The sequence below is a fragment of the Roseateles puraquae genome (assembly GCF_002205845.1).
Classification (GTDB): Bacteria; Pseudomonadota; Gammaproteobacteria; order Burkholderiales; family Burkholderiaceae_C; genus Pelomonas; species Pelomonas puraquae.
This window is the reverse complement of sequence record NZ_NISI01000001.1, coordinates 1,519,508-1,541,630: the sequence shown is the minus strand read 5'-3', so window position 1 is coordinate 1,541,630 and position 22,123 is coordinate 1,519,508. Positions and strand designations below refer to the sequence as shown.

At 66.6% G+C, this 22,123-nt stretch carries 17 protein-coding genes; 14 read left to right on the top strand and 3 right to left on the bottom strand.

All coding sequences use genetic code 11. The annotated features are described in order from the left end of the window. Window positions 1-8: 8 nt before the first annotated feature. Entirely contained in the window at window positions 9-1,292 is a 1,284-nt protein-coding gene (locus CDO81_RS06995; protein WP_144397155.1) for a Mu transposase C-terminal domain-containing protein, read from the bottom strand. A 1,665-nt stretch (window positions 1,293-2,957) separates the two neighbouring features. Next, a complete protein-coding gene (locus CDO81_RS06990; RefSeq protein ID WP_158218174.1) occupies window positions 2,958-4,619 on the bottom strand; it encodes an HsdM family class I SAM-dependent methyltransferase in 1,662 nt (553 codons plus the stop codon). A gap of 207 nt (window positions 4,620-4,826) precedes the next feature. Here CDO81_RS06990 and CDO81_RS06985 point away from each other — a divergent pair, with 207 nt between their 5' ends. Further along, window positions 4,827-5,114, top strand: a complete 288-nt coding sequence (locus tag CDO81_RS06985; RefSeq protein ID WP_088482356.1) for a helix-turn-helix domain-containing protein — start codon at window positions 4,827-4,829, stop codon at window positions 5,112-5,114. Window positions 5,115-5,389: 275 nt separating this feature from the next. On the opposite strand, the gene CDO81_RS06980 is transcribed toward CDO81_RS06985, so the two are convergent. Continuing rightward, complete coding sequence (locus tag CDO81_RS06980; RefSeq protein ID WP_088482355.1) at window positions 5,390-6,442, bottom strand: IS256 family transposase; 1,053 nt, start codon at window positions 6,440-6,442, stop codon at window positions 5,390-5,392. Window positions 6,443-7,153: 711 nt separating this feature from the next. Between CDO81_RS06980 and mraZ the strand changes: the two genes are divergently transcribed. From mraZ to CDO81_RS06915, 13 genes are all read left to right on the top strand, one after another. After that, entirely contained in the window at window positions 7,154-7,594 is a 441-nt protein-coding gene (gene mraZ, locus CDO81_RS06975; protein WP_088482354.1) for a division/cell wall cluster transcriptional repressor MraZ, read from the top strand. Between the two features lie 11 nt (window positions 7,595-7,605). After that, window positions 7,606-8,547: a 16S rRNA (cytosine(1402)-N(4))-methyltransferase RsmH gene (gene rsmH, locus CDO81_RS06970; RefSeq protein ID WP_088482484.1), complete on the top strand. Its 942-nt coding sequence runs from the start codon at window positions 7,606-7,608 to the stop codon at window positions 8,545-8,547. A gap of 79 nt (window positions 8,548-8,626) precedes the next feature. Next, entirely contained in the window at window positions 8,627-8,890 is a 264-nt protein-coding gene (gene ftsL, locus CDO81_RS06965) for a cell division protein FtsL (RefSeq protein ID WP_088482353.1), read from the top strand. After that, window positions 8,887-10,680, top strand: a complete 1,794-nt coding sequence (locus CDO81_RS06960) for a peptidoglycan D,D-transpeptidase FtsI family protein (RefSeq protein WP_088482352.1) — start codon at window positions 8,887-8,889, stop codon at window positions 10,678-10,680. The genes ftsL and CDO81_RS06960 overlap by 4 nt, the downstream gene beginning before the upstream one ends. Then, window positions 10,680-12,146 (top strand): UDP-N-acetylmuramoyl-L-alanyl-D-glutamate--2,6-diaminopimelate ligase, encoded by a 1,467-nt coding sequence (locus CDO81_RS06955; RefSeq protein WP_088482351.1) that lies wholly within the window; start codon window positions 10,680-10,682, stop codon window positions 12,144-12,146. Before CDO81_RS06960 ends, CDO81_RS06955 begins: the two co-directional genes overlap by 1 nt. Window positions 12,147-12,151: 5 nt before the next feature. Then, on the top strand, window positions 12,152-13,534 hold the full coding sequence (locus tag CDO81_RS06950; protein WP_168928258.1) for a UDP-N-acetylmuramoyl-tripeptide--D-alanyl-D-alanine ligase: 1,383 nt from the start codon (window positions 12,152-12,154) through the stop codon (window positions 13,532-13,534). Continuing rightward, the gene (gene mraY, locus CDO81_RS06945) at window positions 13,524-14,702 is read left to right on the top strand and encodes a phospho-N-acetylmuramoyl-pentapeptide-transferase (RefSeq protein ID WP_088482349.1); all 1,179 of its coding nucleotides are present in this window, start codon (window positions 13,524-13,526) and stop codon (window positions 14,700-14,702) included. The genes CDO81_RS06950 and mraY overlap by 11 nt, the downstream gene beginning before the upstream one ends. Window positions 14,703-14,705: 3 nt before the next feature. Then, window positions 14,706-16,502, top strand: a complete 1,797-nt coding sequence (gene murD / locus CDO81_RS06940) for a UDP-N-acetylmuramoyl-L-alanine--D-glutamate ligase (protein WP_241516874.1) — start codon at window positions 14,706-14,708, stop codon at window positions 16,500-16,502. Window positions 16,503-16,510: 8 nt separating this feature from the next. Further along, on the top strand, window positions 16,511-17,752 hold the full coding sequence (ftsW, locus tag CDO81_RS06935) for a putative lipid II flippase FtsW (protein ID WP_088482482.1): 1,242 nt from the start codon (window positions 16,511-16,513) through the stop codon (window positions 17,750-17,752). Window positions 17,753-17,858: 106 nt separating this feature from the next. Then, window positions 17,859-18,935 (top strand): undecaprenyldiphospho-muramoylpentapeptide beta-N-acetylglucosaminyltransferase, encoded by a 1,077-nt coding sequence (gene murG, locus CDO81_RS06930; RefSeq protein WP_088482348.1) that lies wholly within the window; start codon window positions 17,859-17,861, stop codon window positions 18,933-18,935. Further along, window positions 18,932-20,323: a UDP-N-acetylmuramate--L-alanine ligase gene (gene murC / locus CDO81_RS06925; RefSeq protein WP_088482347.1), complete on the top strand. Its 1,392-nt coding sequence runs from the start codon at window positions 18,932-18,934 to the stop codon at window positions 20,321-20,323. Before murG ends, murC begins: the two co-directional genes overlap by 4 nt. Continuing rightward, window positions 20,323-21,294 carry a D-alanine--D-alanine ligase gene (locus tag CDO81_RS06920; RefSeq protein ID WP_193466485.1) on the top strand — a complete coding sequence of 324 codons (972 nt, stop codon included), beginning with the start codon at window positions 20,323-20,325 and terminating at the stop codon, window positions 21,292-21,294. Before murC ends, CDO81_RS06920 begins: the two co-directional genes overlap by 1 nt. Before the next feature lies 1 nt (window position 21,295). Further along, window positions 21,296-22,123, top strand: a complete 828-nt coding sequence (locus CDO81_RS06915; protein WP_241516873.1) for a cell division protein FtsQ/DivIB — start codon at window positions 21,296-21,298, stop codon at window positions 22,121-22,123.

Sequence of the window (22,123 nt, the reverse complement as noted above, 5' to 3'; positions counted from 1 at the left end):
TGGGTTTGCTAGTTCTGCTCGGACAGGGACTTGACCCGGTCGAGGTAGCTGTTGACAAGGCGGCGAGGGCTGGTCAGGGCAGGCTTGGGAGGCGCGACCGGAGCCTGCGCTTTTGGCTGGTCCGGCACCACAGGGCCAGGTTTTGCCTCCCTGGTGGCGTCGGGGGTGCTGGCTCCACCAAGGTTTGGACGGAATGCGGCTTCGGCCTCCGTGCGATGGCCTTCGGCCCGCCGCTGTGCTGGCAGGTCTCGCTTTTGCTGCGCCTTGGATCCCCGATAAGGCGCGCCTTGCGTATCGGCCACTGCTTCAGCGACGGTTTCCTCGTGCTCCGTGACAGTTCGGCGGGTTGAGTCGAACTCTTCCTGTCGGGCTTCCTCGTTGTTGATCGCTTGCCGATCGCGAAGTTCGTTGACCTCCGCGAAGCAGCGGCCAAAGTAGTCGAGTTGGTGGTCCAGCTTGTCGTTCAGCTGGCACTCGTAGGGGGTAGGCAGCTCGACGTTGCGGATGTGGGTGATGAACACCTTGTCGACCAACCGTTCGTCATAGGCGATCGTTACCTGCTTGCGGCCATGCCTTTTCGTCATGGCAAAAGCGTCGTCGGCCTCCAGCTGGGCGTTGAGGTAGATGCAACCCTTGAAATCGACGCCATGCTCGGTGATGGTGCCGTGGCAGCGCCGCATGAGCAGGAACTGCACCTCATCGAGTGACCATCGAGACAGGCCACCGCTCTCCTCCAACACGGAGTACCGCCAGAAATTGAGGGGCGACGATGTCATGCCCATCGCCACCATCTTGGACGGCAGGACCACGTTGTCACGACGCTTCTTCATCCTGTCGAGCTCATGAAGGAGCAAAGTCTTCATGAACTGGTGGACGTCGAGCTCGGCTTCGAGCTTCCATGCCGCGTGCTGCTTGTGTTCCCAGTCCTTGACAGATGCCGCTGGCGTCTTGCCGTTCAGCCGGATCTGAAGCGTGTTGAAGTCCGATTCGACACCGGGCTTCATGTCCGGCCTGCTGCCTTGCAGGTTTCTCACGCGGATGCCCGTTTTGGCCGTGAACGGTTCGGGGTGGCTGTTGTTGGTCTCCCCACGGTCAAACTCGAACTCCGCAGGCAGCCCTCTGACCGGCCAATCCTCGGGTTTGATCGTGATGCCGTACTTCGCACAGAACGCCACCTTGTCCTCAACGCAGTTTGCGATGGCGGCAGCTGCAACCGTCCATGATGCGCTGACCAGCGACACCGCAATGCCCAACAGCATGCCGCTGCGTTTGCAGCGGATCCGGAACACCACGGGCGGGCCGATGATGCGCCGGCCATGAAGACGCGTGACGATCGCGATGTTCCAGATCGTGGCGTCACCGGATGCCTTGACACCGACGCGACGAGCCTTCGAGCGTTCATTGCCGGTTTCTTCACGCTCGTTCTTGGAGTAGTTTGTGTCCCCGACCTTGGCCTTGCGGCGTTCCGAATAGGAAACCAGCGCGTAGTACCAGTCCTCGAATACTGCGTACTTGGGATGCGCACGTTCTCGATCTGGTCGCGGTCTTTGAGGTCGGGTCGCCCGATGGCGGGGATGAGGCGCTCAGATGAATTGCTTTGTCCCTGCGCCGGACGCACAAGCCGCGTTTGGCGGAACGCAGGCGGGGGCGACGTGAAACGCCGTATCGGCTCGGCGGTTCTCGAATTCAGGCTGGCGTTGTGAGACGGGGACGGTTCGTCACTGCGGGGCCCTGGCGCCGCAGAATTGTTGGAAGGGGTCTTCATGTGGATCTCTTCAGGAGGAAGGTGATCCAGATCTGCAGGCGCGAGGCTGCTTCTCGACTTACGGACGAGTCGATCCACCCGACCTTCGTTGCGTTGAAGGTAGGTTGCCCCTAGACTAGGAGCCACGCACGGTTCGAGTGTGGTGGCTGTTCCAGTCACAGGGGGCGGGTTCCTGACGGGGTTCCCGCCCCTTTGCTTTTCAAGCTGCGGGACCTGGGTTTGATGAACTGGTTGGTGTGTTGCGGGAGACGCGGGAGCGCGACTCGTTCTGGCTGTCAGTGCCCTTTCGATGGGTTCGCACAAGCCCGACAGGCTTGACGTTTTTGCGAGGTGTGTTCATGCCGGCCGGCCACAGACGTGACTTGCCGAAATCAAGAAAAGTTGGAGAGGCTGGGCCGTCGCCCTAAACCGTCAGCCGACCAAGCTCAGGGCAATAACGCTCATGCCGGCAGGGCGATGTGGATGCGGATTTCGTCATGGATTGCTAACCATCAGCGACTTCGGATGACTGGCTGCGCGCGCCTTGTCGCCCGTTTGCAAAGCCTTGAAGCAGCGCGTTGTCTGATCTCGATTAAGCTCTGCTTCGGATGGCTCATATATCAATGTCCGCACCGATATGGTCCTTGAGCGCCGGTGGCCTAGACGCCTGTTTGATTGGCTCGAGGCAATTCTAGGCACGGCGATTTCCGGAGCGCAAACGGCTAAAGCGCCTTTTGGCGCAAATAAATCCAGACGGGATAGTCACGCGACCTCCGCTCGGTGCGATGACTATGCAAAGTGGTTTGCCTCTGCTGACCGGTGATGCCCTTTCGTACTCGACTAACCCTAAAGGGTTCGTTGCGAGTGTACGAATAAGTGTTCGCTCTGTCGAGCTTGAGGTGGCCACCGAGCGATCACGATGACTTGCGCGATGCCTGCGCCGATGCGAGCTGGAGCACTGGATCTATAGTCGGGCTCAAGGCATCCGCCCGAGCATCGAGCAGCTCATACCAGACAGATCACCTTTTTGTCCACCATGCGTTCCACGCTGCAGGACGAGTAACCGCTCGACGTCCTGTGCAAACTGGAGAAACGCATGTCGATCGACATCTCGCGCGTTGCGCGTTCCGTTTGCGACCTATCCCTCGGGTCGCTCACTCCCCTCAAGCTCAGCCACGCACAGCAGTGCGTCGCGGCCGCGCTTGGCTTCAAGTCACTCGCGGCCCTTCAAGCGTCGAAGAAGCTTGAATCTCCCGTTGATGACAACGGGAAGTTTTTGATCATCGAGGATGACCTGTTGGCCAGCCGCGGTCAGGAACTGGCCGGATGGGCGGATGTCGCCCTGTTGAAACAGAAGCCTTGCATGCAAAACGAATGCAATCTGGCCACCAGGACGGCACCAACGCATTGCTTGCCAGACGAACGGCAGATCCAGGACCTCATTAGGAAGCTGAGGCCGGAACGACACATGCTTGAGCCGCGGCTCAGCAACCTCGCGCACTCGCTTGACGATCTCGGGCCATTCTTGGAGTTTGGTGCTGCTGGACCAAGGCGGGTTGCCGATGACCAAGTCGTAGCTCGCGTCGTGAGCGGCGTCCACGTTGTAGCCCAGGCTGCCCGCGCTGCCGTGCCCGCCCACCTTAAATAGCACCCGTCCTCGGAGGTTGTGGTCGAACTTGAGCTTCTGAACAGGGCGTGGATTTGGGTCGAGCTCAATCGAAATTAGATAGAGGCCAAGCGCTGCGAAACGCAGCGCTTCCTCATTCACATCGAAGCCAGAGATCTGTTTGTACAAAATCTCGCGCAACACGGCCGTATCGGGACGTGATTGGTCGGCCACCCAGCGCGTCGCAACGAGCTGGCGGAAAGCACTAATTAAGAACACACCCGCACCCGCTGCTGGATCCAGCACGCGCGCCTGTGATCTGCCTTCGTCCGCAAGCGCGTGCATTGCGCCCCTCAGCATCATCTGCGCGATCGGGGCAGGGGTGTAGAAACCACCTTCCTTTTCTTGCGTATTGGCGTTGTGACTGCGAAGGAAATGCTCGTACGCTTGGCTGAGAACGCCCACTGGGATGTACGCAAAATCCAGATGAGCCCAGTCTTCACGCCAGTCCAGTGACAGCTGGCCACCAGGCGCACGCCGCAGGATGTTCCCGAGCAGCACGAAAGCGTCGGCGGGCAAGCGCTCAAGTGCGCAATCGGTCAACGGCAAAAGGTCGCCGTTGAAGGTGTCATCCAGCCATTTGTTGATGGAGACTGCACTTGAAGCCGAATCGAAGAGCGACCCGATCTCCTGTCGGGCAATGCGCTGCGCGTCTCGCTCGGACAGCAGGCTTCTGTCTGCAAGGAACCTGACAAACAGCGCGCGGCCGACCAGCGAAATCGCCTCTGTGCTGGCCACTCCGCATGAGGTGATCAGTCGGGTGATGGTGTCGTTCAGCAGCGAAAGGACAACCTGCTCGATCCAGCGACGTCTTGAGGCCTTTCCGGGGCGGGCATTTGACAGGTAGGGGACCACCTGAGCCGGCTGCATGCCCTTAGGTAGTTTGACTTTCGATGCATCGGCATTCGCCTCATCGAGCGCGACGCTGTACACGGTCAGGCTGCCCTGGCGGATCAATGCCAGATACGGGGCGCCGCCCCGCATGGCCAGGAGTCGACGGACGCGCAGCAGATGTTCGGCGTTGTCGATCAACTGCCCGTCAACCAAGAAGGCCAACGGTTGCTGTTGCCATTCGTAAATGCCACACAGCGCCTGCAAATCACCGCTTCGTTCACGTCTCGCGGACGCCAGAGTTGCGTAGACGAGCAGATCAGCGGAATCCCACTCGAACAGGCGAACACCTTCCTTTGCAGCGCCATAGGCGTGCAAGGTGTCTTCTATGAGGTCAACGGACGTGCCAAGCATAGCTATCTGAACTCGGCCGGATGCGTGCTGTACGCCAGATGACCACAAGGCGCGGAGCGTACCCCATGGGACATACGGCTCCCCCGGGGGTCTTTACCTGAATGCGCTGCAACTCCGAAATAGTCATTATGAGAATGATATCCTTCGGATGTGACTGACACAAGCGAGCTCATGAAGCCGGGGGATCTTGTCCGCGCGGCGAGGCGTTTGCTGGCCATGACGCAAGAAGAATTCGCAGTTTCTGTAGGTAGCAGGCAGTCTCTGATATCGAAGTACGAGCGCGGTCAGGTCGATCCGCCTGGGGCTTTGATTATTCACTGTATGACTTTGCTGAGGCCAATTGACACCCAGCCGGTGACCGAAGACTCATTGGTTCAGCTCATTCGAGATCGGCTGTCAGGCGCCGAACATGCAGCAGCGCGGAAGGCGATCGCCGCCGTCATTGACGGAATCCGCTAAAAGAGTTCGGCACTTAACTGAGGATAGTCACAGTGCTGGCTCACCAGAAGAGCCACCGGTCGCGGAGTTTTGGCTTGGCTGCTGCGGCTGGTGCAGAGTTCAGGGCATTCGCGTCATGCTGAAGGCCGTGGATGTGAGGTCCGCGTGCGCGGCTTCCTGCTTGCCGCGACCTCCCTGCGCTTTGGCGTCGATTGAGCGGCGCGGTCTTGTTCGCGGTGATGTCCCAGCGCGTGGTGTAAGTCCACAGCCCGGACAGGCTGGGATGCGCGGGATACTCAGCGTGCCACTGCGGACAGCCGAGTCGGGACAGTATCACTGAGGGCCTGCAGCCCCTCCAACTGCATGTAGCGCCGGGTCAGGCTCCACTCGTCGTTCTGCTCCAGCATCATGGCGCCGACCAGCCGCGTGATGGCGTTGTCGTTGGGGAAGATGCCCACGACGTTGGTCCTGCGCTTGATCTCCGCGTTGAGTCGCTCCAGCGGGTTGGTGCTGTAGATCTGCGGCCAGTGCGCCCGCGGGAAGCCCATGAAGGCCAGCACGTCGTTCTCCGCTTCGTCCATCAGGGCGCTGAGCTTGGGCAGCTTCTCGCGGAACTGGTTCGCCACGCTGCGCCATTGCTGCCTGGCCGCTTCGGCTGTCTCCTGCACGAACACCGTGCCGATGGCCGCGCTCACCATGCGTCGCTGTGTCTTGTTGGCATAGGCCAGGACGTTGCGCATGAAGTGCACGCGGCAGCGCTGCCAGGTGGCCTTGAGCGTCTTCGCCGCGGCCGCCTTGATGCCTTCGTGGCTGTCGCTGATGACGAGCTTGACGCCGCGCAGACCGCGTCGGTTCAGGCTGCGCAGGAACTCCGTCCAGAACGGCTCCGCCTCGCTGGCGCCAACCTTGATGCCCAGGACCTCGCGCTGTCCTTCGGTGTTGACGCCCACAGCCACTATGACCGCCACGCTCACGATGCGCCCGGCCTCGCGCGTCTTGACGTAGGTCGCGTCGATCCACAGGTACGGCCAGTCGCCCTCGATCTGCCGGTTCAGGAATGCGCCGACTCGTTCGTCGAGCTCGGCGCACAACCGCGACACTTGGCTTTTGGACACGCCGCTCATGCCCATGGCCTTGACCAGGTCGTCCACGGAACGCGTGGAGATGCCCTTGATGTACGCCTCCTGGATCACCGCCGTCAGCGCCTTCTCGGCGGTTCTGCGCGGCTCCAGGAACTCGGGGAAGTAGCTGCCCTGGCGCAGCTTCATGAACTGCACCATCTGGCGCAGCACATCAACGTCGGCTCCCTTCTCGGCCAGCTCGGCCAATGCCATAGTGGAGGTGGTCATCGTGTATTCCTTCGGACAAGGGTTGTTGGGTCGCACCTCAACCTTATCCGGGACCACGATGGCCACCCTCTGCGGGCCGCCTCGCCTAAAAACTTACACCACCTCGCGGGGCATCACCTTGTTCGCTTCATTGACTTCCAGTTCGACGGCATCAGGCAGGCGCCAGCAAGTGCTGAGTCGCTTCCTCTGTCCGGAGGCGGGTGGTTGAAATAGCCGAATGTGGGGCGTACTCGCTTTGACGGCCCATCTCAACTTTCAATCCGCGCTTCAGCCGGCCACGGCCCGTCCGCACCGGGTCCTGCTGACCCAATGTTGGATCTTGACCACTTTGGCGCGATTGGCTTGCTGATCTGGTCGCGTCGAGCTGCTCGGAGGAATCTGCCGGTCGGTTGGGCTCACCGTTCTCATAGGAGAAACGGCTCAGTTTCCAACTTTCGCCCAGGCCGCTTTCCAACTTAGACCGGAAGTTTCCAACTTTCGGAGGGGTTCCCAACTGACCACGGGCAAACCCACGCCCCGTGGTGGGCACTTCTCAAGCGCTACTTCTCAATCCCCTGCCAAGTCCTTATTTCTGAAGGAGATTTTTTATCGACCTGTATGGATCAACAGTTTGCCCTAAGTGCTTGATTTCATTGAAAAAAGTTGTGCCGAACCTTGACCCCCACCCCTTCGGCCCTTAAAGTGGGAGGAAGTGTCGTTTCGTGGTGAAAAGTGTCGGAACTCGTCTTTCAGGGGCCCTCTAGCCTGGCTTTGGATGCCAAGGGTCGCCTGAGCGTGCCTGCTCGGCACCGGGAGGTGCTGCAGGTGCTGTGCGAGGGGCGGTTGACCATCACCAAGCACCCGGACGGCTGCCTGATGGTGTTTCCGCGGCCGACCTGGGAGGTCTTCCGCGACAAGGTCGCCGCGCTGCCGATGTCGGCCGTCGGCTGGAAGCGGGTGTTCCTGGGCAATGCGATGGACGTGGAGATCGACTCCGCCTCGCGCGTGCTGATCTCGCCCGAGTTGCGCAAGAGCGCGGGCCTGAAGAGCGACGTGATGCTGATTGGCATGGGCAGCCACTTCGAGCTGTGGGATGCCGAGGCGCATGCGGCCCAGGAGGCCGAGACCATGGCCGGCCCGATGCCGGATTCCCTCAAGGACTTCAGCTTCTGATGGGCGGCGGGATGGAAGACCAAGCCACGTTCCGCCACACGACCGTGCTGCTGGACGAGGCGGTCGACGGCGTGCTGGCGCGTCCGGACGGCGTCTATGTCGACGGCACTTTCGGCCGCGGCGGGCATTCGCGCCTGCTGCTGAGCAAGTTGTCGCCCGCCGGCCGGCTCATCGCCATCGACCGCGACCCCGAGGCCATTGCGGCCGCCGCGGCGATCAGCGACCCGCGCTTCACCATCTGCCACAGCGCGTTTGCCGACATGGCGGATCAACTGGCGGCCCTGGGTGTGCATGAGGTGGATGGTGTGCTGCTGGACCTGGGTGTGTCCAGCCCGCAGATCGACAACCCGGCCCGGGGCTTCAGCTTCCGCTTCGAGGGGCCGCTGGACATGCGCATGGACACGACCCGCGGCATCAGTGCGGCGGATTTCCTCGCGAGCGCCGACGAGCGCGAGATTGCACGGGTGATTCGAGACTATGGCGAAGAACGGTTTGCTGGCCAGATTGCAAAGGCGGTTGTTGCTCGCCGGGAAGCCGGTGCGCCCCTCGCGCGCACCGACGAGCTGCGCGAACTCGTGGCTCGCGCGGTCAAGACCCGTGAGCCCGGACAAGATCCGGCGACCCGCACCTTTCAAGCCCTTCGGATTCATGTCAATGGCGAGCTTGAAGAGCTTGAGCAAGGGCTGAACGCTGCACTGCGCCTGCTGCGCGCGGGCGGCCGGCTGTCGGTGATCAGCTTCCACTCGCTGGAAGACCGTCGCGTCAAGCAGTTCATCGCCGCCCACAGCAAGGCCGAGTTCGACCGCCGCGCACCCTTCGCACCGCCGCCGGCCCTGGCGCTCAAGGCGCTGGGCCGCGTGATGCCCAGCGCGGCCGAGGTGGCAGCCAATCCGCGCGCCCGCTCCGCCGTGCTGCGCGTGGCCGAGCGCACCGATGCGCCGCTGAAGGACTGACTCGTGCAGGCCGCATGCGCGCTTCGCTCTCAGTGCCTCGCCCGGGCTCGTCAGCCCTTGTCGTCGGTGCGGAGCTGACATGGCCAAGCTCAACCTCATCCTCATCCTGGCGGTGCTGGCGAGCGGCGTGGTGCTGGTGCACAACGCCTATGAGTCGCGCCGCCTCTTTGCGGAGCGCGAGCGCACCAAGAGCGAAGGCCAGCGTCTGGCAGCCGACGCGGAGCGCCTGGCGGCCGAGCGCCACGCGCAGGCCACGAATCTGCGCGTCGAGCAGGTGGCACGCGAGCGCCTGGGCATGCGGCTGATTTCGCCCGCTGTGGTCGCCTCGGGGGTCACGCCGTGAGCAAGGGCGCGACTCCCAAGTCCGGCGCGCGCGCGGTCAGCGGCGCCCGGGGCGTGAGCTATTCCACCAGCCCGCTGTTGGCGAGCAAGACGCCCCCCTGGCGCTCTCGTTTCCTGGTGGCCCTGGTGGGGCTCGCCTTCGCGGGCCTGCTGGGGCGCGCCATCTACGTGCAGGTGCTGCACACCGACTTCTTCCAGAAGCAGGGCGAGGCGCGCTACGCGCACACCATGGAGCTGCCCGCCAGCCGCGGCCGCATCAACGACCGCACCGGCCAGGTGCTGGCCGCGAGCGTGGCCGTGCCGTCGATCTGGGCCATCCCCAAGGAGGTCGACGCCGACGCCGACAAGCGCCGCGAGCTGGCCAAGGCCCTGGGCCTGAGCCCCAAGGAACTGGAGGCCAAGCTCAACCCCGAATCGCGCTTCGTGTGGCTCAAGCGGCTGGCCGATGACGAGACCGCCGCCAGGATCAAGGCCATCGGCATCAAGGGCGTCTTCCAGGACCGTGAGTACCGCCGCAAGTACCCCGAGGGTGAGGCGGCCGCGCACGTGGTGGGTTTCACCAACGTGGAGGACCGCGGCCAGGAGGGCATCGAGCTCGCCTTCCAGAAAGAGCTGCAAGGCCGCGATGGCTCGCGCTCCGTGGTGCGCGACCGCCTGGGGCGCGTGGTGGAAGACATCGGCGAGATCGTGCCCGCCAGCAATGGCCGCGATGTGGACCTCGCCATCGATTCCAAGGTGCAGTTCTTTGCCTACCAGCGCATCCGCGACGCCGTGGCCGAGAACAAGGCCAAGGCGGGCTCGGTGGTGGTGCTGGACGCGCAGACCGGCGAGGTGCTGGCCCTGGCCAACTTCCCGAGCTACGACCCCGGCAGCCGGCAGAACCTGTCGGGCGAGCAGCTGCGCAACCGTGCGCTCACCGACGTGTTCGAGCCGGGCTCGACCATGAAGCCCTTCATCGCCGGCCTGTCCATGGAGACCGGCCGCAGCACGCCCGATACCCTGGTGGACACCGGCAACGGCCGCTATCCCTTCCAGGGCGCGGTCATCACCGACACCCACGCCCACGGCGTGATCCCGGTGCGCGACGTCATCAAGTTCTCCAGCAACATCGGCGCCACCAAGCTCGCCATGCAGATGCAGCCGCGCGAGATGCACGAGATGTTCACCGCCATCGGCCTGGGCCAGCGGCCGCAGATCAGCTTCCCCGGCGCCATCAGCGGCAAGCTGCGGCCCTACAAGACCTGGCGGCCGATCGAGCAGGCCACGATGAGCTACGGCTACGGCCTGTCGGCGTCGCTGTTCCAGCTGGCGCGGGCCTACACGGTGTTTGCCCGCGACGGCGAGATCATCCCGGTGAGCATGCTGCGCCAGCCGCATGACCACGAGGTGCCCGGCATCCGCGTGTTCAAGCCCGAGGTGGCGCACGAACTGCGCCTGATGCTGCAGGCCGCCGCCGGCCCGGGTGGCACCGCGCCCGAGGCGCAGGTGCCCGGCTACAGCGTCGGCGGCAAGAGCGGCACGGCCCACAAGCAGGAAGGCCGCGGTTATGCGAGCCACAAGTACCGCTCGTGGTTCGTCGGCATCGCCCCCATCAGCAAGCCGCGCATCGTGGTGGCGGTCATGGTCGACGAGCCCACGGCCGGCGTTTACTACGGCGGCAAGGTTGCCGGCCCGGTGTTCAGCCAGGTCACCGCCCAGACGCTGCGCCTCTTGGGCGTGCAGCCCGACCTGGACGTGAAGAGCCAGATCGTCGCGAACAAGAACGCCGTGGCCACTGAAGAAAGCTTCTGATGTTGACCCGCCTCAAATCCCCCGACGCCGCCGCCCGCTGGCTGACCGAATGGTGCACCGGCACGCTGCGCACCGACAGCCGCCAGGTGCAGCCCGGTGATGCCTTCATCGCCTGGCCCGGCTATGCGCGCGATGGCCGTGAGTTCGTCGCCGCAGCACTCGCTGCCGGCGCGGCCACCTGCCTCGTGGAAGACGCGGATGTCGAGCGCTTCGGCTTTGTCGATGCGCGCGTCGCTTCGCTGCCCGGCTTGAAGGCGCGCACCGGCGAGATCGCCGCGGCCTTCTTCGGCCAGCCCACCAGCACCCTGGATGTGATCGCGGTCACCGGCACCAACGGCAAGACCTCGTCGGCCTGGTGGATCGCCCAGGCCTGTGCGCAGCTCGGCCAGCGCTGCGGTGTCGTCGGCACGCTGGGCATCGGCGAGCCCCCCAAGCTCGACTACAACGGCCTGACCACGCCCGACCCCGTGCTGCTGCAGGCCGCCTTCGCGCGCATGCGTGACCAGCATTTCGCGGCCTGTGCGATCGAAGCCAGCAGCATCGGCATCGTCGAAGGCCGGCTGGCCGGCAGCGCGGTGCGCGTGGCGGTGTTCACCAACTTCACGCAGGACCACCTCGACTACCACCTCACCATGGACGCCTATTGGGCTGCCAAGCGGGCGCTGTTCAGCTTCCCCGGCCTGCGGACGGCGGTGGTCAACCTCGACGATCCCAAGGGCTCGGCGCTGGCTGCCGAGCTGGCGTCGCTGGACGTCTGGACCACCGGTGTCGACCATGCCGATGCGCGCCTGAGCGCCCGCGGCCTGCACTACACCGGCGAGGGCCTGGCGTTCACGCTGCACGAGGGCACGCAGGCGCTGCCGGTGCAGACGGGCCTGATCGGCGACTACAACGCTGCCAATCTGCTCGGCGTGGCCGGCGCGCTGCGGGCCCAGGGCCATGCGCTGGTTGATGTCGCCCGCGCCCTGGCGCGCGTGACGCCGGTGCCGGGCCGCATGCAGCGCGTGGGCAACGGCCGCGAGCTGCCGCAGGTCGTGGTCGACTACGCCCACACGCCGGACGCCCTGGACAAGGCGCTGTCGGCACTTCAGGGCCTGGCGCAGGCGCGTGGCGGTGCGTTGGTGTGCGTGTTCGGCTGCGGCGGCGACCGTGACCGGGGCAAGCGCCCGCAGATGGGCGCCATCGCGGCCCGCCTGGCCGGCCGCGTCGTCATCACGAGCGACAACCCGCGCACCGAGGCGCCGGCCCAGATCCTGGCCGACATCGCGGTGGCGGCGCCCGAGGCCGTGGTCATCGAGGCGCGTGAGGAAGCCATCCGTGTGGCCATCGCCGAGGCTGGCCCGCGCGACATCGTGCTCATCGCCGGCAAGGGCCATGAGGACTACCAGGAGGTCAACGGTGTGCGTCGGCCCTTCTCCGACGTCGGCGAGGCCCGTGCCGCGCTGCTGGAAAGGGCGGGGCTGTGACCGCGCTGCTCACGCTCGCCCAGGCCCAGGCGTTGCTGCCCGGCTCGACCCTGGTGGGCGACGGCGCGACCGCCTTCGGCCGCGTGCACAGTGACACCCGCACGCTGCGTGCCGGCGACCTGTTCGTGGCGTTGCGCGGCGAACGCTTCGACGCGAACGACTTCCTCGCGCAAGCCAAGGCCAGCGGCGCGGTCGCGGCCCTCGCCGAGCGCGGCCTGGCCGAGGCCGGCCTGCCGGGCTTGCTGGTGCCCGATGCCAAGCTGGCCCTGGGGCAGCTTGCCGCGGCCTGGCGTCGCCAGCACCAGATTCCCGTCATCGCCGTCACCGGCAGCAACGGCAAGACCACCACCACGCAGATGATCGCCAGCATCCTGCGCGCCTGGGTGGGCGACGATGCGCTGGCCACCGAGGGCAACTACAACAACGACATCGGCGTGCCGCTCACGCTGATGCGACTGCGGCATGACGAGGCGCGCAGCCACCGCGCCGCCGTGGTCGAGCTGGGCATGAACCACCCCGGCGAGATCGCGCCGCTGGCCGCCATGGCCCAGCCGACCGTCGCCCTGGTCAACAACGCACAACGCGAGCACCAGGAGTTCATGGCCACCGTCGAGGCCGTGGCCCGCGAGAACGGTGCCGTGCTGCAGGCCCTGGGCCCGAGCGGCTGCGCGGTGTTCCCGGCCGAGGATGCTTGCGCGCCGATCTGGTTCGAACTGGCCGGCGCCCGCCCACACCTGACCTTTGCGCTGCGGGGCGAGGCCGACGTGACCGGCGCAGCCCAGTGGCAGGGCACGCACTGGGCGGTGGAATTGCACACGCCAGCGGGCAGCGCGCCCGTGGCCCTGCACATGGCCGGCGAGCACAACGTGCGCAATGCCCTGGCGGCGGCCGCCTGCGCGCTGGCCGCCGGCGCGCCGCTGGCGGCCATCGCCCAGGGGCTGGAAGCCTTCCGTGCGGTCAAGGGGCGCTCCGAGCTCAAGCGTGACGCCCGCGGCCGCACCCTGGTAGACGACAGCTACAACGCCAACCCCGACAGCGTGCGCGCCGCCATCGACGTGCTGGCCGGCATGCCCGGCGACAGCTGGCTCATCCTCGGCGACATGGGCGAGGTGGGCAACGAGGGCCCGGCCTTCCACCGTGAGGTGGGCGCCTATGCCGCCGAGCGCGGCATCGCCCACCTGTGGACGGCTGGCCTGGCAGCGCGCGATGCGGCTGCCGCCTATGGCCCGCGCGCCCGCGCCTTCGACAGCACGGCCACCCTGATTGCGGCCCTGCAAGAACAACCCGACGCGGCCCAGACCCTGGTCAAGGGCTCGCGCTTCATGAAGATGGAATCCGTGGTCTCTGCACTTCAACAACAACACACGGGAGACCCGCATGCTGCTTAGCCTGGCGCAGTGGCTGCAGGGCCTGTACCCCGACCTGGGCTTCCTGCGGCTCTTCCAGTACATCACCTTCCGCGCCGTGATGGCCGCGATGACGGCCCTGCTCATCGGCCTGGCCTTCGGCCCCTGGGTCATTCGTCGGCTCACCGAGATGAAGATCGGCCAGCCGGTGCGCAGCTACGGTGTGCAGGCGCACCTGGCCAAGAGCGGGACTCCGACGATGGGCGGCGTGCTGGTGCTGATCGGCATTGGCGTGTCGACGCTGTTGTGGTTTGACTGGAGCAACCGCTTCGTCTGGGTGGTCATGCTCGTGACCATGGGCTTTGGCGCCATCGGCTGGGTGGACGACTGGCGCAAGGTCGTCGACAAGAACCCCGAAGGCATGCGCAGCCGCGAGAAGTTCTTCTGGCAGAGCCTCATCGGCCTCGTCGCGGCGCTCTACCTCGCCTTCAGCGTGTCGGAGACGAGCTTCCTGGGCGTGGTGCAGTTGTTCTTCCGCTGGGTGAGCAGCGGCTTCTCGACCGAGCTGCCGCCCAAAGCCGACCTGCTGATCCCGTTCTTCAAGACCATCAGCATGCCGCTGGGCGTCTGGGGCTTCGTCGCCCTGGCCTTCTTCGTCATCGTCGGCACCAGCAACGCGGTCAACTTCACGGATGGCCTGGACGGCCTGGCCATCATGCCGGTGGTGATGGTGGGCTCGGCGCTGGGCGTGTTCGCCTACGTGACGGGCTCGTCGGTGTTCTCCAAGTACCTGCTGCTGCCTTACATCCCGGGCGCCGGCGAACTGCTGATCTTCTGCGCGGCCATGGCCGGCGCGGGGCTGGCCTTCCTGTGGTTCAACGCGCATCCGGCCCAGGTCTTCATGGGCGACGTCGGCGCGCTGGCGCTCGGCGGTGGCCTCGGCACGCTGGCCGTCATCACGCGCCAGGAGATCGTGCTCGGCATCATGGGCGGCATCTTCGTGGCCGAGGTGCTGTCGGTCATGATCCAGGTGACCTGGTTCAAGTACACCAAGAAGAAGTACGGCGAAGGCCGGCGCATCTTCCGCATGGCGCCGCTGCACCATCACTTCGAGAAGGGCGGCTGGAAAGAGACGCAGGTCGTCACCCGCTTCTGGATCATCACCATGCTGCTGTGCCTGGTGGGCCTGGCGAGCCTGAAGCTCCGATAAGCCATGAAGCTCGACCTGCCGCACTTCCAGGACCAGCGCGTGCTCGTGCTCGGCCTCGGGGACTCCGGTCTCGCGATGGCGCGCTGGTGTGCGCGTTTCGGTGCGCAGGTCACGGTGTGGGATTCCCGCGAGCAGCCGCCGCAGCGTGCGGCCCTCGGCGATGCCACGGCTTTCATCACGGGTGAGCTGACGGCCGAGGTCGCGGCAGGTTTTCAGGCCGTGCTGAAAAGCCCCGGCCTGTCGCCGCTGGATGCCCGCCTGACGGCCGTCTACGAGCATGGCCCCGCCGTGCGCGGCGAGCTCGACCTTTTTGCAGAGGCCCTGGCGGCGCTCAAGGCGCAGCATGGCTACGCCCCGGCGGTGCTCGCCGTCACCGGCACCAACGGCAAGACCACCACGACCTGCATGACCGGCCTGTTGGCCGAGCGCGCGGGCAAGCGCGTGGCCATTGCCGGCAACATCGGCCCGACGCTGCTGGACACGCTGACCGAGGCGCTGGCACGCGAGCCCGACCCACGGCCGCCCGAGGCCGATGTCGAGGGCGCGATCGAGGACGCGGCGGTGCAAGCCCCCGTGGTGGCAACAGCCGAGCCTGGTGCGTCGCTGGCCGACGAGGTGGCTGACGCTGGCGCCGCCGAGTCGACCGATGCCCAGGCTGCCGTTGCGCCGGCCGAGCCTGCCGAATCGGTGGCCGCCGTCGCAGCGCTGCCCGAAGAAGACGCGCCGCTGCCGATCGCACCGCCGCTGCCGCGCGGCCCGGTGTTCGAGAGCCTGCCGGAGGTCTGGGTGCTGGAGCTGTCCAGCTTCCAGCTCGAGGGCGTGAACGGCTTCGAGCCCACCGCGGGCGCCATCCTCAACCTGACGCAGGACCACCTCGACTGGCATGGCGACATGGCCGCCTATGGCCAGGCCAAGGCCCGCATCTTTGGCCGTGGCATCGACAGCCCGACGGTCATCGTCGCCAACCGCGACGACCCAGCGGTCGAGGCTCTCGTGCCCGCGCCGGTGTTCGTGAAGGGCACGCGGGGCAAGCCGGGTCGCACGGTGTCGCGTCAGGTCGTGCGCTTCGGCCTGAATGCGCCACGGGCGCCGGGCGACTTCGGCCTCGTGGACGAAGGCGGCCTGGCCTGGCTGGTGCGCGCCCGCGAGCTGGACCCGACCGTCAAGAAGCGCAAGGGCGATGACGACGAGCCTCTCGTCATCCAGCGCCTGATGCCCGCCGATGCGCTGCGGGTGCGTGGCCGCCACAACGCGGCGAATGCGCTGGCCGCGCTGGCGCTGGCCACCGCCGCCGGCTGCGAGCTGGCACCGATGCTGCATGGCCTGCGCGAGTACCGCGGCGAGCCACATCGCGTGGAGCCGGTGGGCAGCATCGACGGCGTGGAGTTCTACGACGACAGCAAAGGTACCAATGTCGGCGCCACGGTGGCCGCCATCTCGGGCCTGGGCGCCGACCGTGCACCGGCCAAGCTGGTGCTCATCCTCGGTGGCGACGGCAAGGGCCAGGACTTCGCACCGCTGGCCGACGGCGTGGCCCGCCACGCCCGGGCCGTGGCCCTGATCGGCCGCGATGCGCCGCAGATCGAAGCGGCGCTGGCGCAGACCGGCGTGCCGATGCAGCGCCACGACACGCTGGAGGCCGCTACCGCCTGGTGCCTGCAGCAGGCGCAACCGGGCGACAGCGTGCTGCTGTCGCCGGCCTGCGCGAGTCTGGACATGTTCCGCAACTACGCCCACCGCGCCGAGGTTTTCGTGGCCACGGTCCAGCAGCTGGCGGACGACCGCGGGGTGGCGCTGTGAACGCCATGATGTCGGGCGCCTTGAGCCGCCTTCAGTCGCTGTGGAAGGGCAAGGGCGAAGACGCCAGCGTGCCGGTGCGCGACTGGGTCTCGACCTCGGCCGGCCGACCGACACAGCTGCAGGGCTTCGACATCACGCTGGTGTGGGTGGTGCTCGCGCTGATGGCCTTCGGTCTGTTGATGGTCTATTCGGCCTCCATCGCGCTGCCGGACAACCCGCGCTTCTCCAAGTACCTGCCGACGCACTTCCTGACGCGCCACATGGTGGCCATCGGCTTCGGCCTGACGGCCGGGCTGATCACGGTGCAGATCCCCGTGTCGGTGTGGGAGCGCTGGGCACCGTGGGTGTTTGTGGTGGCGTTGGTGCTGCTGGTGGCGGTGCTCATCCCCGGCATCGGCAAGGTGGTCTATGGCGCGCGGCGCTGGATTCCTCTGGGGGTGATGAACTTCCAGCCGTCGGAGCTGGCCAAGTTCGGCATCGCGCTGTATGCGGCCAACTACATGATGCGCAAGATGGACGCCCGGGAGAACTTCTTCCAGGCCGTCACGCCCATGGCCATCTCGCTGGCCTTCGTGGGGCTGCTGCTGCTGGCGGAGCCCGACATGGGTGCCTTCCTGGTGATTGCCGCCATCGCGATGGGCATCCTGTTCCTGGGCGGCGTCAACGGGCGGATGTTCCTGCTGATCACGCTGGTGCTGGTGGGCGCCTTCGTGCTGATGATCACCTTCAGTGAATTCCGCCGCGAGCGCATCTTTGCCTACCTCAACCCGTGGGACGAGAAGTACGCGCAGGGCAAGGCCTACCAGCTCACGCACAGCCTGATCGCCTTCGGCCGCGGCGAGTGGCTGGGGCAGGGCCTGGGCAGCAGCGTCGAGAAGTTGCACTACCTGCCTGAGGCGCACACCGACTTCCTGCTGGCCGTTATCGGCGAGGAGCTGGGTTTCGTGGGTGTCGCGTTGGTCATCGTGGCCTTCTTCTGGCTCACGCGCCGCTGCTTCCTGATCGGCCGCCAGGCCATCGCGCTGGACCGCGTGTTCGCGGGCCTGTACGCGCAGGGCATCGGCATCTGGATGGGCGGCCAGGCCTTCATCAACATGGGCGTGAACCTCGGCGCGCTGCCCACCAAGGGCCTGACCCTGCCGCTGATGAGCTTCGGCGGCTCGGCCATCCTGATGAACTGCGTGGCGTTGGCGGTGGTGCTGCGGATCGACCTTGAGAACAGGCAAATGATGCGGGGAGGGCGGTCGTGAGCCAGCACTTCAAACACAGCCACAGAGGCACAGAGGCACAGAGGTCGTGGGTTGACGCCCCCTCTGTGTCTCTGTGTCTCTGTGGCCTTGTCCGGGGATCGCAGGCATGACCTCACGTCACCTCATCGTCATGGCAGCCGGCACCGGCGGCCACGTCATTCCCGGGTTGGCCGTGGCCGAGGAAATGCAGCGTCGCGGCTGGACGGTGTCGTGGATCGGCACGCCACAGGGCATGGAGAACCGGCTGGTGCCGGCGCGCGGCATCGAGATCGATGCGCTGCCGTTTGCTGGCCTGCGCGGCAAGGGCCTGGCGCACGCGCTGCGCGGCATCGTGGGCTTCTTCAAGTCGCTGGGCGCCGCGCGGCGTGTCTATGACCGGCGCCATGCGACCGCCGTGCTCGGCATGGGCGGTTACGTTTGCGTGCCGGCTGGCCTGTCGGCCGCACTCAGCGGCCGGCCGCTGATGCTGGTGAACGCCGATGCGGCCATGCTCAAGAGCAACCTCGTGCTCAAGCCCTTCGCCAAGCGCCTTGCGTTCGGATTCGATGGCGCTGCGGCTGCGTCCACCGGGGGAGCCATCGTCAGTGGCAATCCGGTGCGGGCCGAGATCGAGGCGCTGCCGGTGCCGGCGGCGCGGTTTGCCGACCGGATCGGCCCGCTGCGTCTGCTGGTGCTGGGGGGCTCACTCGGTGCCCGCGCGCTGAACCAGGCGCTGCCCCAGGCGCTGGCCCTGTGGCCCGCCGAGCAGCGGCCGCAGGTGCTGCACCAGTCCGGGCAAGACCACCTCGGCGCGGTGTGGCAGGCCTACACCGACGCCGGCCTGACGGCTGAGGTGCGCCCCTTCATCGATGACATGGCGGCGGCACTGGCGTGGGCCGATGTGGTGGTCTGCCGTGCCGGCGCCATCACCGTGAGTGAGCTGTGCGCCGCGGGTTGCGCGGCGGTGCTGGTACCCCTGGTGGTGAGCACCACCTCGCACCAGCGCGACAACGCGGTCTTCATGGCCCAGCACGGCGCGGCCCTGCACCTGCCGCAGACCGAGCTGACGCCGACCCGCCTGCATGAACTGCTCAGCGGCCTGGACCGAAGCGCACTGCTGGCGATCGCCGAGAAGGCCCGTTCGCTGGCGCGCCCCCGCGCTGCGGCCCGCGTGGCCGATGAGATCGAAGGGATGTTGAAGTGAAGCACGCGGTCCAGCGTTTGCATTTCGTGGGCATCGGCGGCGCCGGCATGAGCGGCATCGCCGAGATCCTGCACAACCTCGGCTTCACGGTGAGCGGCTCCGACGCGGTGGAGAGCGCCACCACCGAGCGGCTGCGTGCCCTCGGCCTGCGGGTGGAGATCGGTCATGCTGCACCGCATATCGGCGATGCCCAGGCCTTGGTCACCAGCACGGCGGTCGCTGCCGACAACCCTGAAGTGCAGGCGGCACGCGGCCGCCAGATTCCGATCGTGCCGCGGGCCGTGATGCTGGCCGAGCTGATGCGGCTGCGCCGCGGCATCGCGATCGCCGGCACCCACGGCAAGACGACGACGACGTCGCTCGTCACCGCCATCCTCGTCGAGGCCGGCCTGGACCCGACCTTCGTCATCGGCGGCAAGCTCAACGCGGCCGGCGCCAATTCCCGCCTGGGGCGTGGCGAGTTCATCGTCGTGGAAGCCGACGAGAGCGATGCCTCCTTCCTGAAGCTCAGCCCGGTGCTCTGCGTCGTGACCAACATCGACGAAGACCACATGGACACCTACGGTCATTCGGTCGAGAACCTGCACACGGCCTTCGTCGACTTCCTGCACCGCATGCCGTTCTACGGTGCCGCCGTGGTCTGTGCTGACGATGCCGGTGTGCGCGCCATCCTCGGCCGCATCGAGCGCCCGGTGGTGACCTACGGCCTGTCGCCCGGCGTCAGCGTGCGCGCGGTGGACGTGCAGGCGCTGGCCGGTGCGCAGATGCGCTTCACCTGCCAGCGCGAGGGTGCGGCCGACTTGACGGTGATGCTGAATCTGGCGGGCGAACACAACGTCCGCAATGCGCTCGCCGCGATCGCGATTGCCATGGAGCTCGACTGCCCGGACGAGGCCATCTTGAAGGCGCTTGCCAGCTTCTCCGGCGTGGGACGCCGCTTCGAGAAGCATGGCGAGTGGCCCGCGGGCGATGGCGGCCGCTTCGCCCTGATCGACGACTACGGCCACCACCCGGTCGAGATGGCCGCCGTGCTTGCCGCCGCCCGCGGTGCCTACCCGGGCCGCCGGCTGGTGCTGGCCTTCCAGCCGCATCGCTACACCCGCACGCGCGACTGCTTCGCCGATTTCGTGCGCGTGATGCGCGAGGCCGACGTGGTGCTGCTGACCGAGGTGTACTCGGCCGGCGAGGCGCCGATCGCCGGCGCCACCGGGGCCGCGCTGGCGCAGGCCGTGGGCACCCCGCATTTCGTGGCGGGTGTGGCCGACATGCCCGCCGCGCTGGCCGCACTGACCCGTGACGGGGATGTCGTCATCGGCATGGGCGCCGGCTCGATGAGCGCCTTGCCGCGTCACGTCGCACAGCATTTTTCCCAAGGAGCGTCGTTGTGATGAAGACGCCTATCGACCTGAACATTGATCCTCGCTCGCTCGGCAAGGTGGCCGTGCTGTTCGGCGGCAAGAGCGCCGAGCGCCCGGTGTCGCTGATGAGCGGTGCCGGCGTGCTGGAGGCACTCCAGTCCCTGGGCGTGGATGCCCACGGCTTTGACCCGGCCGAGCGGCCGCTGCAGGCGCTGGCCGCCGAAGGCTTCGAGCGTGCCTTCATCGCGCTGCATGGCCGCGGCGGTGAAGATGGCACGCTGCAAGGGGCGCTCGAATGGCTGCGCATTCCCTACACCGGCTCCGGCGTGACCGCCTCCGGCGTGGCCATGGACAAGACCATGACCAAGCGCGTCTGGGCCGCCGAGGGCCTGGCCACGCCGGCCTACGTGGTGCTCAACCGCGCCGAGCTCACCCGTGAGCGCATCCGCACGATTCCTGACGAGCTCGGCCTGCCGGTGGTGGTCAAGCCGCCGCACGAGGGCAGCAGCATCGGCATCACCAAGGCCATGGGCTACTCCGACATGCAGGGCGCCGTCGAGCTGGCCCTGGGTTTCGACGACGAATTGCTGTTCGAGCAATGCATCGAGGGGCCGGAGCTCACCTGCGCGGTGCTGGGGCAGGGCGATGGCGCGGTGGCGCTGCCGGTGGTCGAGATCCGTGCCGAAGGGGGCGACTACAACTACGAGAACAAGTACGTGTCCAACGACACCAAGTACTTGTTTGGCACGCTGCCCGCTGCGCTGGAAGCCGATATCCAGCAACTCGTGCTGCGCGCCTACCGCCTGCTGGGCTGCCGCGGCTGGGGCCGGGCCGACCTGATGCTGCGCAAGTCCGACATGAAGCCCTTCCTGCTGGAGATGAACACCAGCCCGGGCATGACGTCGCACTCGCTGGTGCCCAAGGCCGCGCAGGCCGTGGGTGTGGACTACCCCCATCTGTGCCTGTGGCTGCTGGCCCAGGCCCGACTGGACGCCCGCTGACGTGAACTCCGCTGCCGCCACCGCTGCGCTGCCGCCCGATGTCCGCTTGATGAATGCGGTGTCGGCGCTGCTGTTGGCTGCGCTGGTGGGGACGCTCGCCTGGGGCGCGCTGCGGTGGGCGGTGCGTCTGCCGACGTTCAACTTCCGTGCGATCCAGGTCGAGGGCGATGTGAGCCGCAACAGCGTTGCTTCGCTGCGGGCCAATGCGTTGCCCCGGCTGCATGGCTCCTTCCTCAGCCTCAACCTGAAGGAAGGCCGCGCGGCTTTCGAGGCCGTGCCGTGGGTGCGGCATGCGCAGCTGCAACGGGTCTGGCCGATGCGGCTCAAGGTCAGCCTGGAGGAACACCGGCCGGCGGCTTACTGGGAAGCCCGGGTCGACGGCGCGGATGCCGGCAGCGAGGCCACGGCGGAGCGCGCGCTGGTCAACACTTTCGGCGAAGTCTTCCAGGCCAACCTCGGTGACGTCGAGGATGAAGACCTGCCGGTGCTCGCCGGCCCGGCCGGCACGGCGGGCCTCATGCTCCAGATGTGGCGCGCACTGTCGCCCGCCGCCGAGAAACTCGGCGAGAGCATCGACCGGCTGGACCTGTCGGGACGCGGTTCCTGGCGCGTCACCTTTGGCAGCGGCCCGGTCATCGAACTCGGGCGTGGTACCGAGGCCGAGGTCGTCGACCGCTTCGGCCGCTTCGCCCAATCCATCACGCAGGTCACGTCGACCTACCGCAGCCCGCTGCTGTCGGCTGACCTGCGCCACGCCGACGGTTACGCGGTCAAGCTGCGCGGCGTGACGGTACAAACTCCGGGTAAACCCGTAAATAGAAAACGCTGA

What these genes read in the sequence shown, in the direction of transcription:
- CDO81_RS06985 (WP_088482356.1), top strand. Translation starts at nt 4,827, where the DNA reads ATGAAGCCGGGGGATCTTGTCCGCGCGGCGAGGCGTTTGCTGGCCATG.
- CDO81_RS06980 (WP_088482355.1), bottom strand. Translation starts at nt 6,442, where the DNA reads ATGACCACCTCCACTATGGCATTGGCCGAGCTGGCCGAGAAGGGAGCC.
- rsmH (WP_088482484.1), top strand. Translation starts at nt 7,606, where the DNA reads ATGGAAGACCAAGCCACGTTCCGCCACACGACCGTGCTGCTGGACGAG.
- ftsL (WP_088482353.1), top strand. Translation starts at nt 8,627, where the DNA reads ATGGCCAAGCTCAACCTCATCCTCATCCTGGCGGTGCTGGCGAGCGGC.
- CDO81_RS06955 (WP_088482351.1), top strand. Translation starts at nt 10,680, where the DNA reads ATGTTGACCCGCCTCAAATCCCCCGACGCCGCCGCCCGCTGGCTGACC.
- mraY (WP_088482349.1), top strand. Translation starts at nt 13,524, where the DNA reads ATGCTGCTTAGCCTGGCGCAGTGGCTGCAGGGCCTGTACCCCGACCTG.
- murD (WP_241516874.1), top strand. Translation starts at nt 14,706, where the DNA reads ATGAAGCTCGACCTGCCGCACTTCCAGGACCAGCGCGTGCTCGTGCTC.
- ftsW (WP_088482482.1), top strand. Translation starts at nt 16,511, where the DNA reads ATGTCGGGCGCCTTGAGCCGCCTTCAGTCGCTGTGGAAGGGCAAGGGC.
- murG (WP_088482348.1), top strand. Translation starts at nt 17,859, where the DNA reads ATGACCTCACGTCACCTCATCGTCATGGCAGCCGGCACCGGCGGCCAC.
- CDO81_RS06920 (WP_193466485.1), top strand. Translation starts at nt 20,323, where the DNA reads ATGAAGACGCCTATCGACCTGAACATTGATCCTCGCTCGCTCGGCAAG.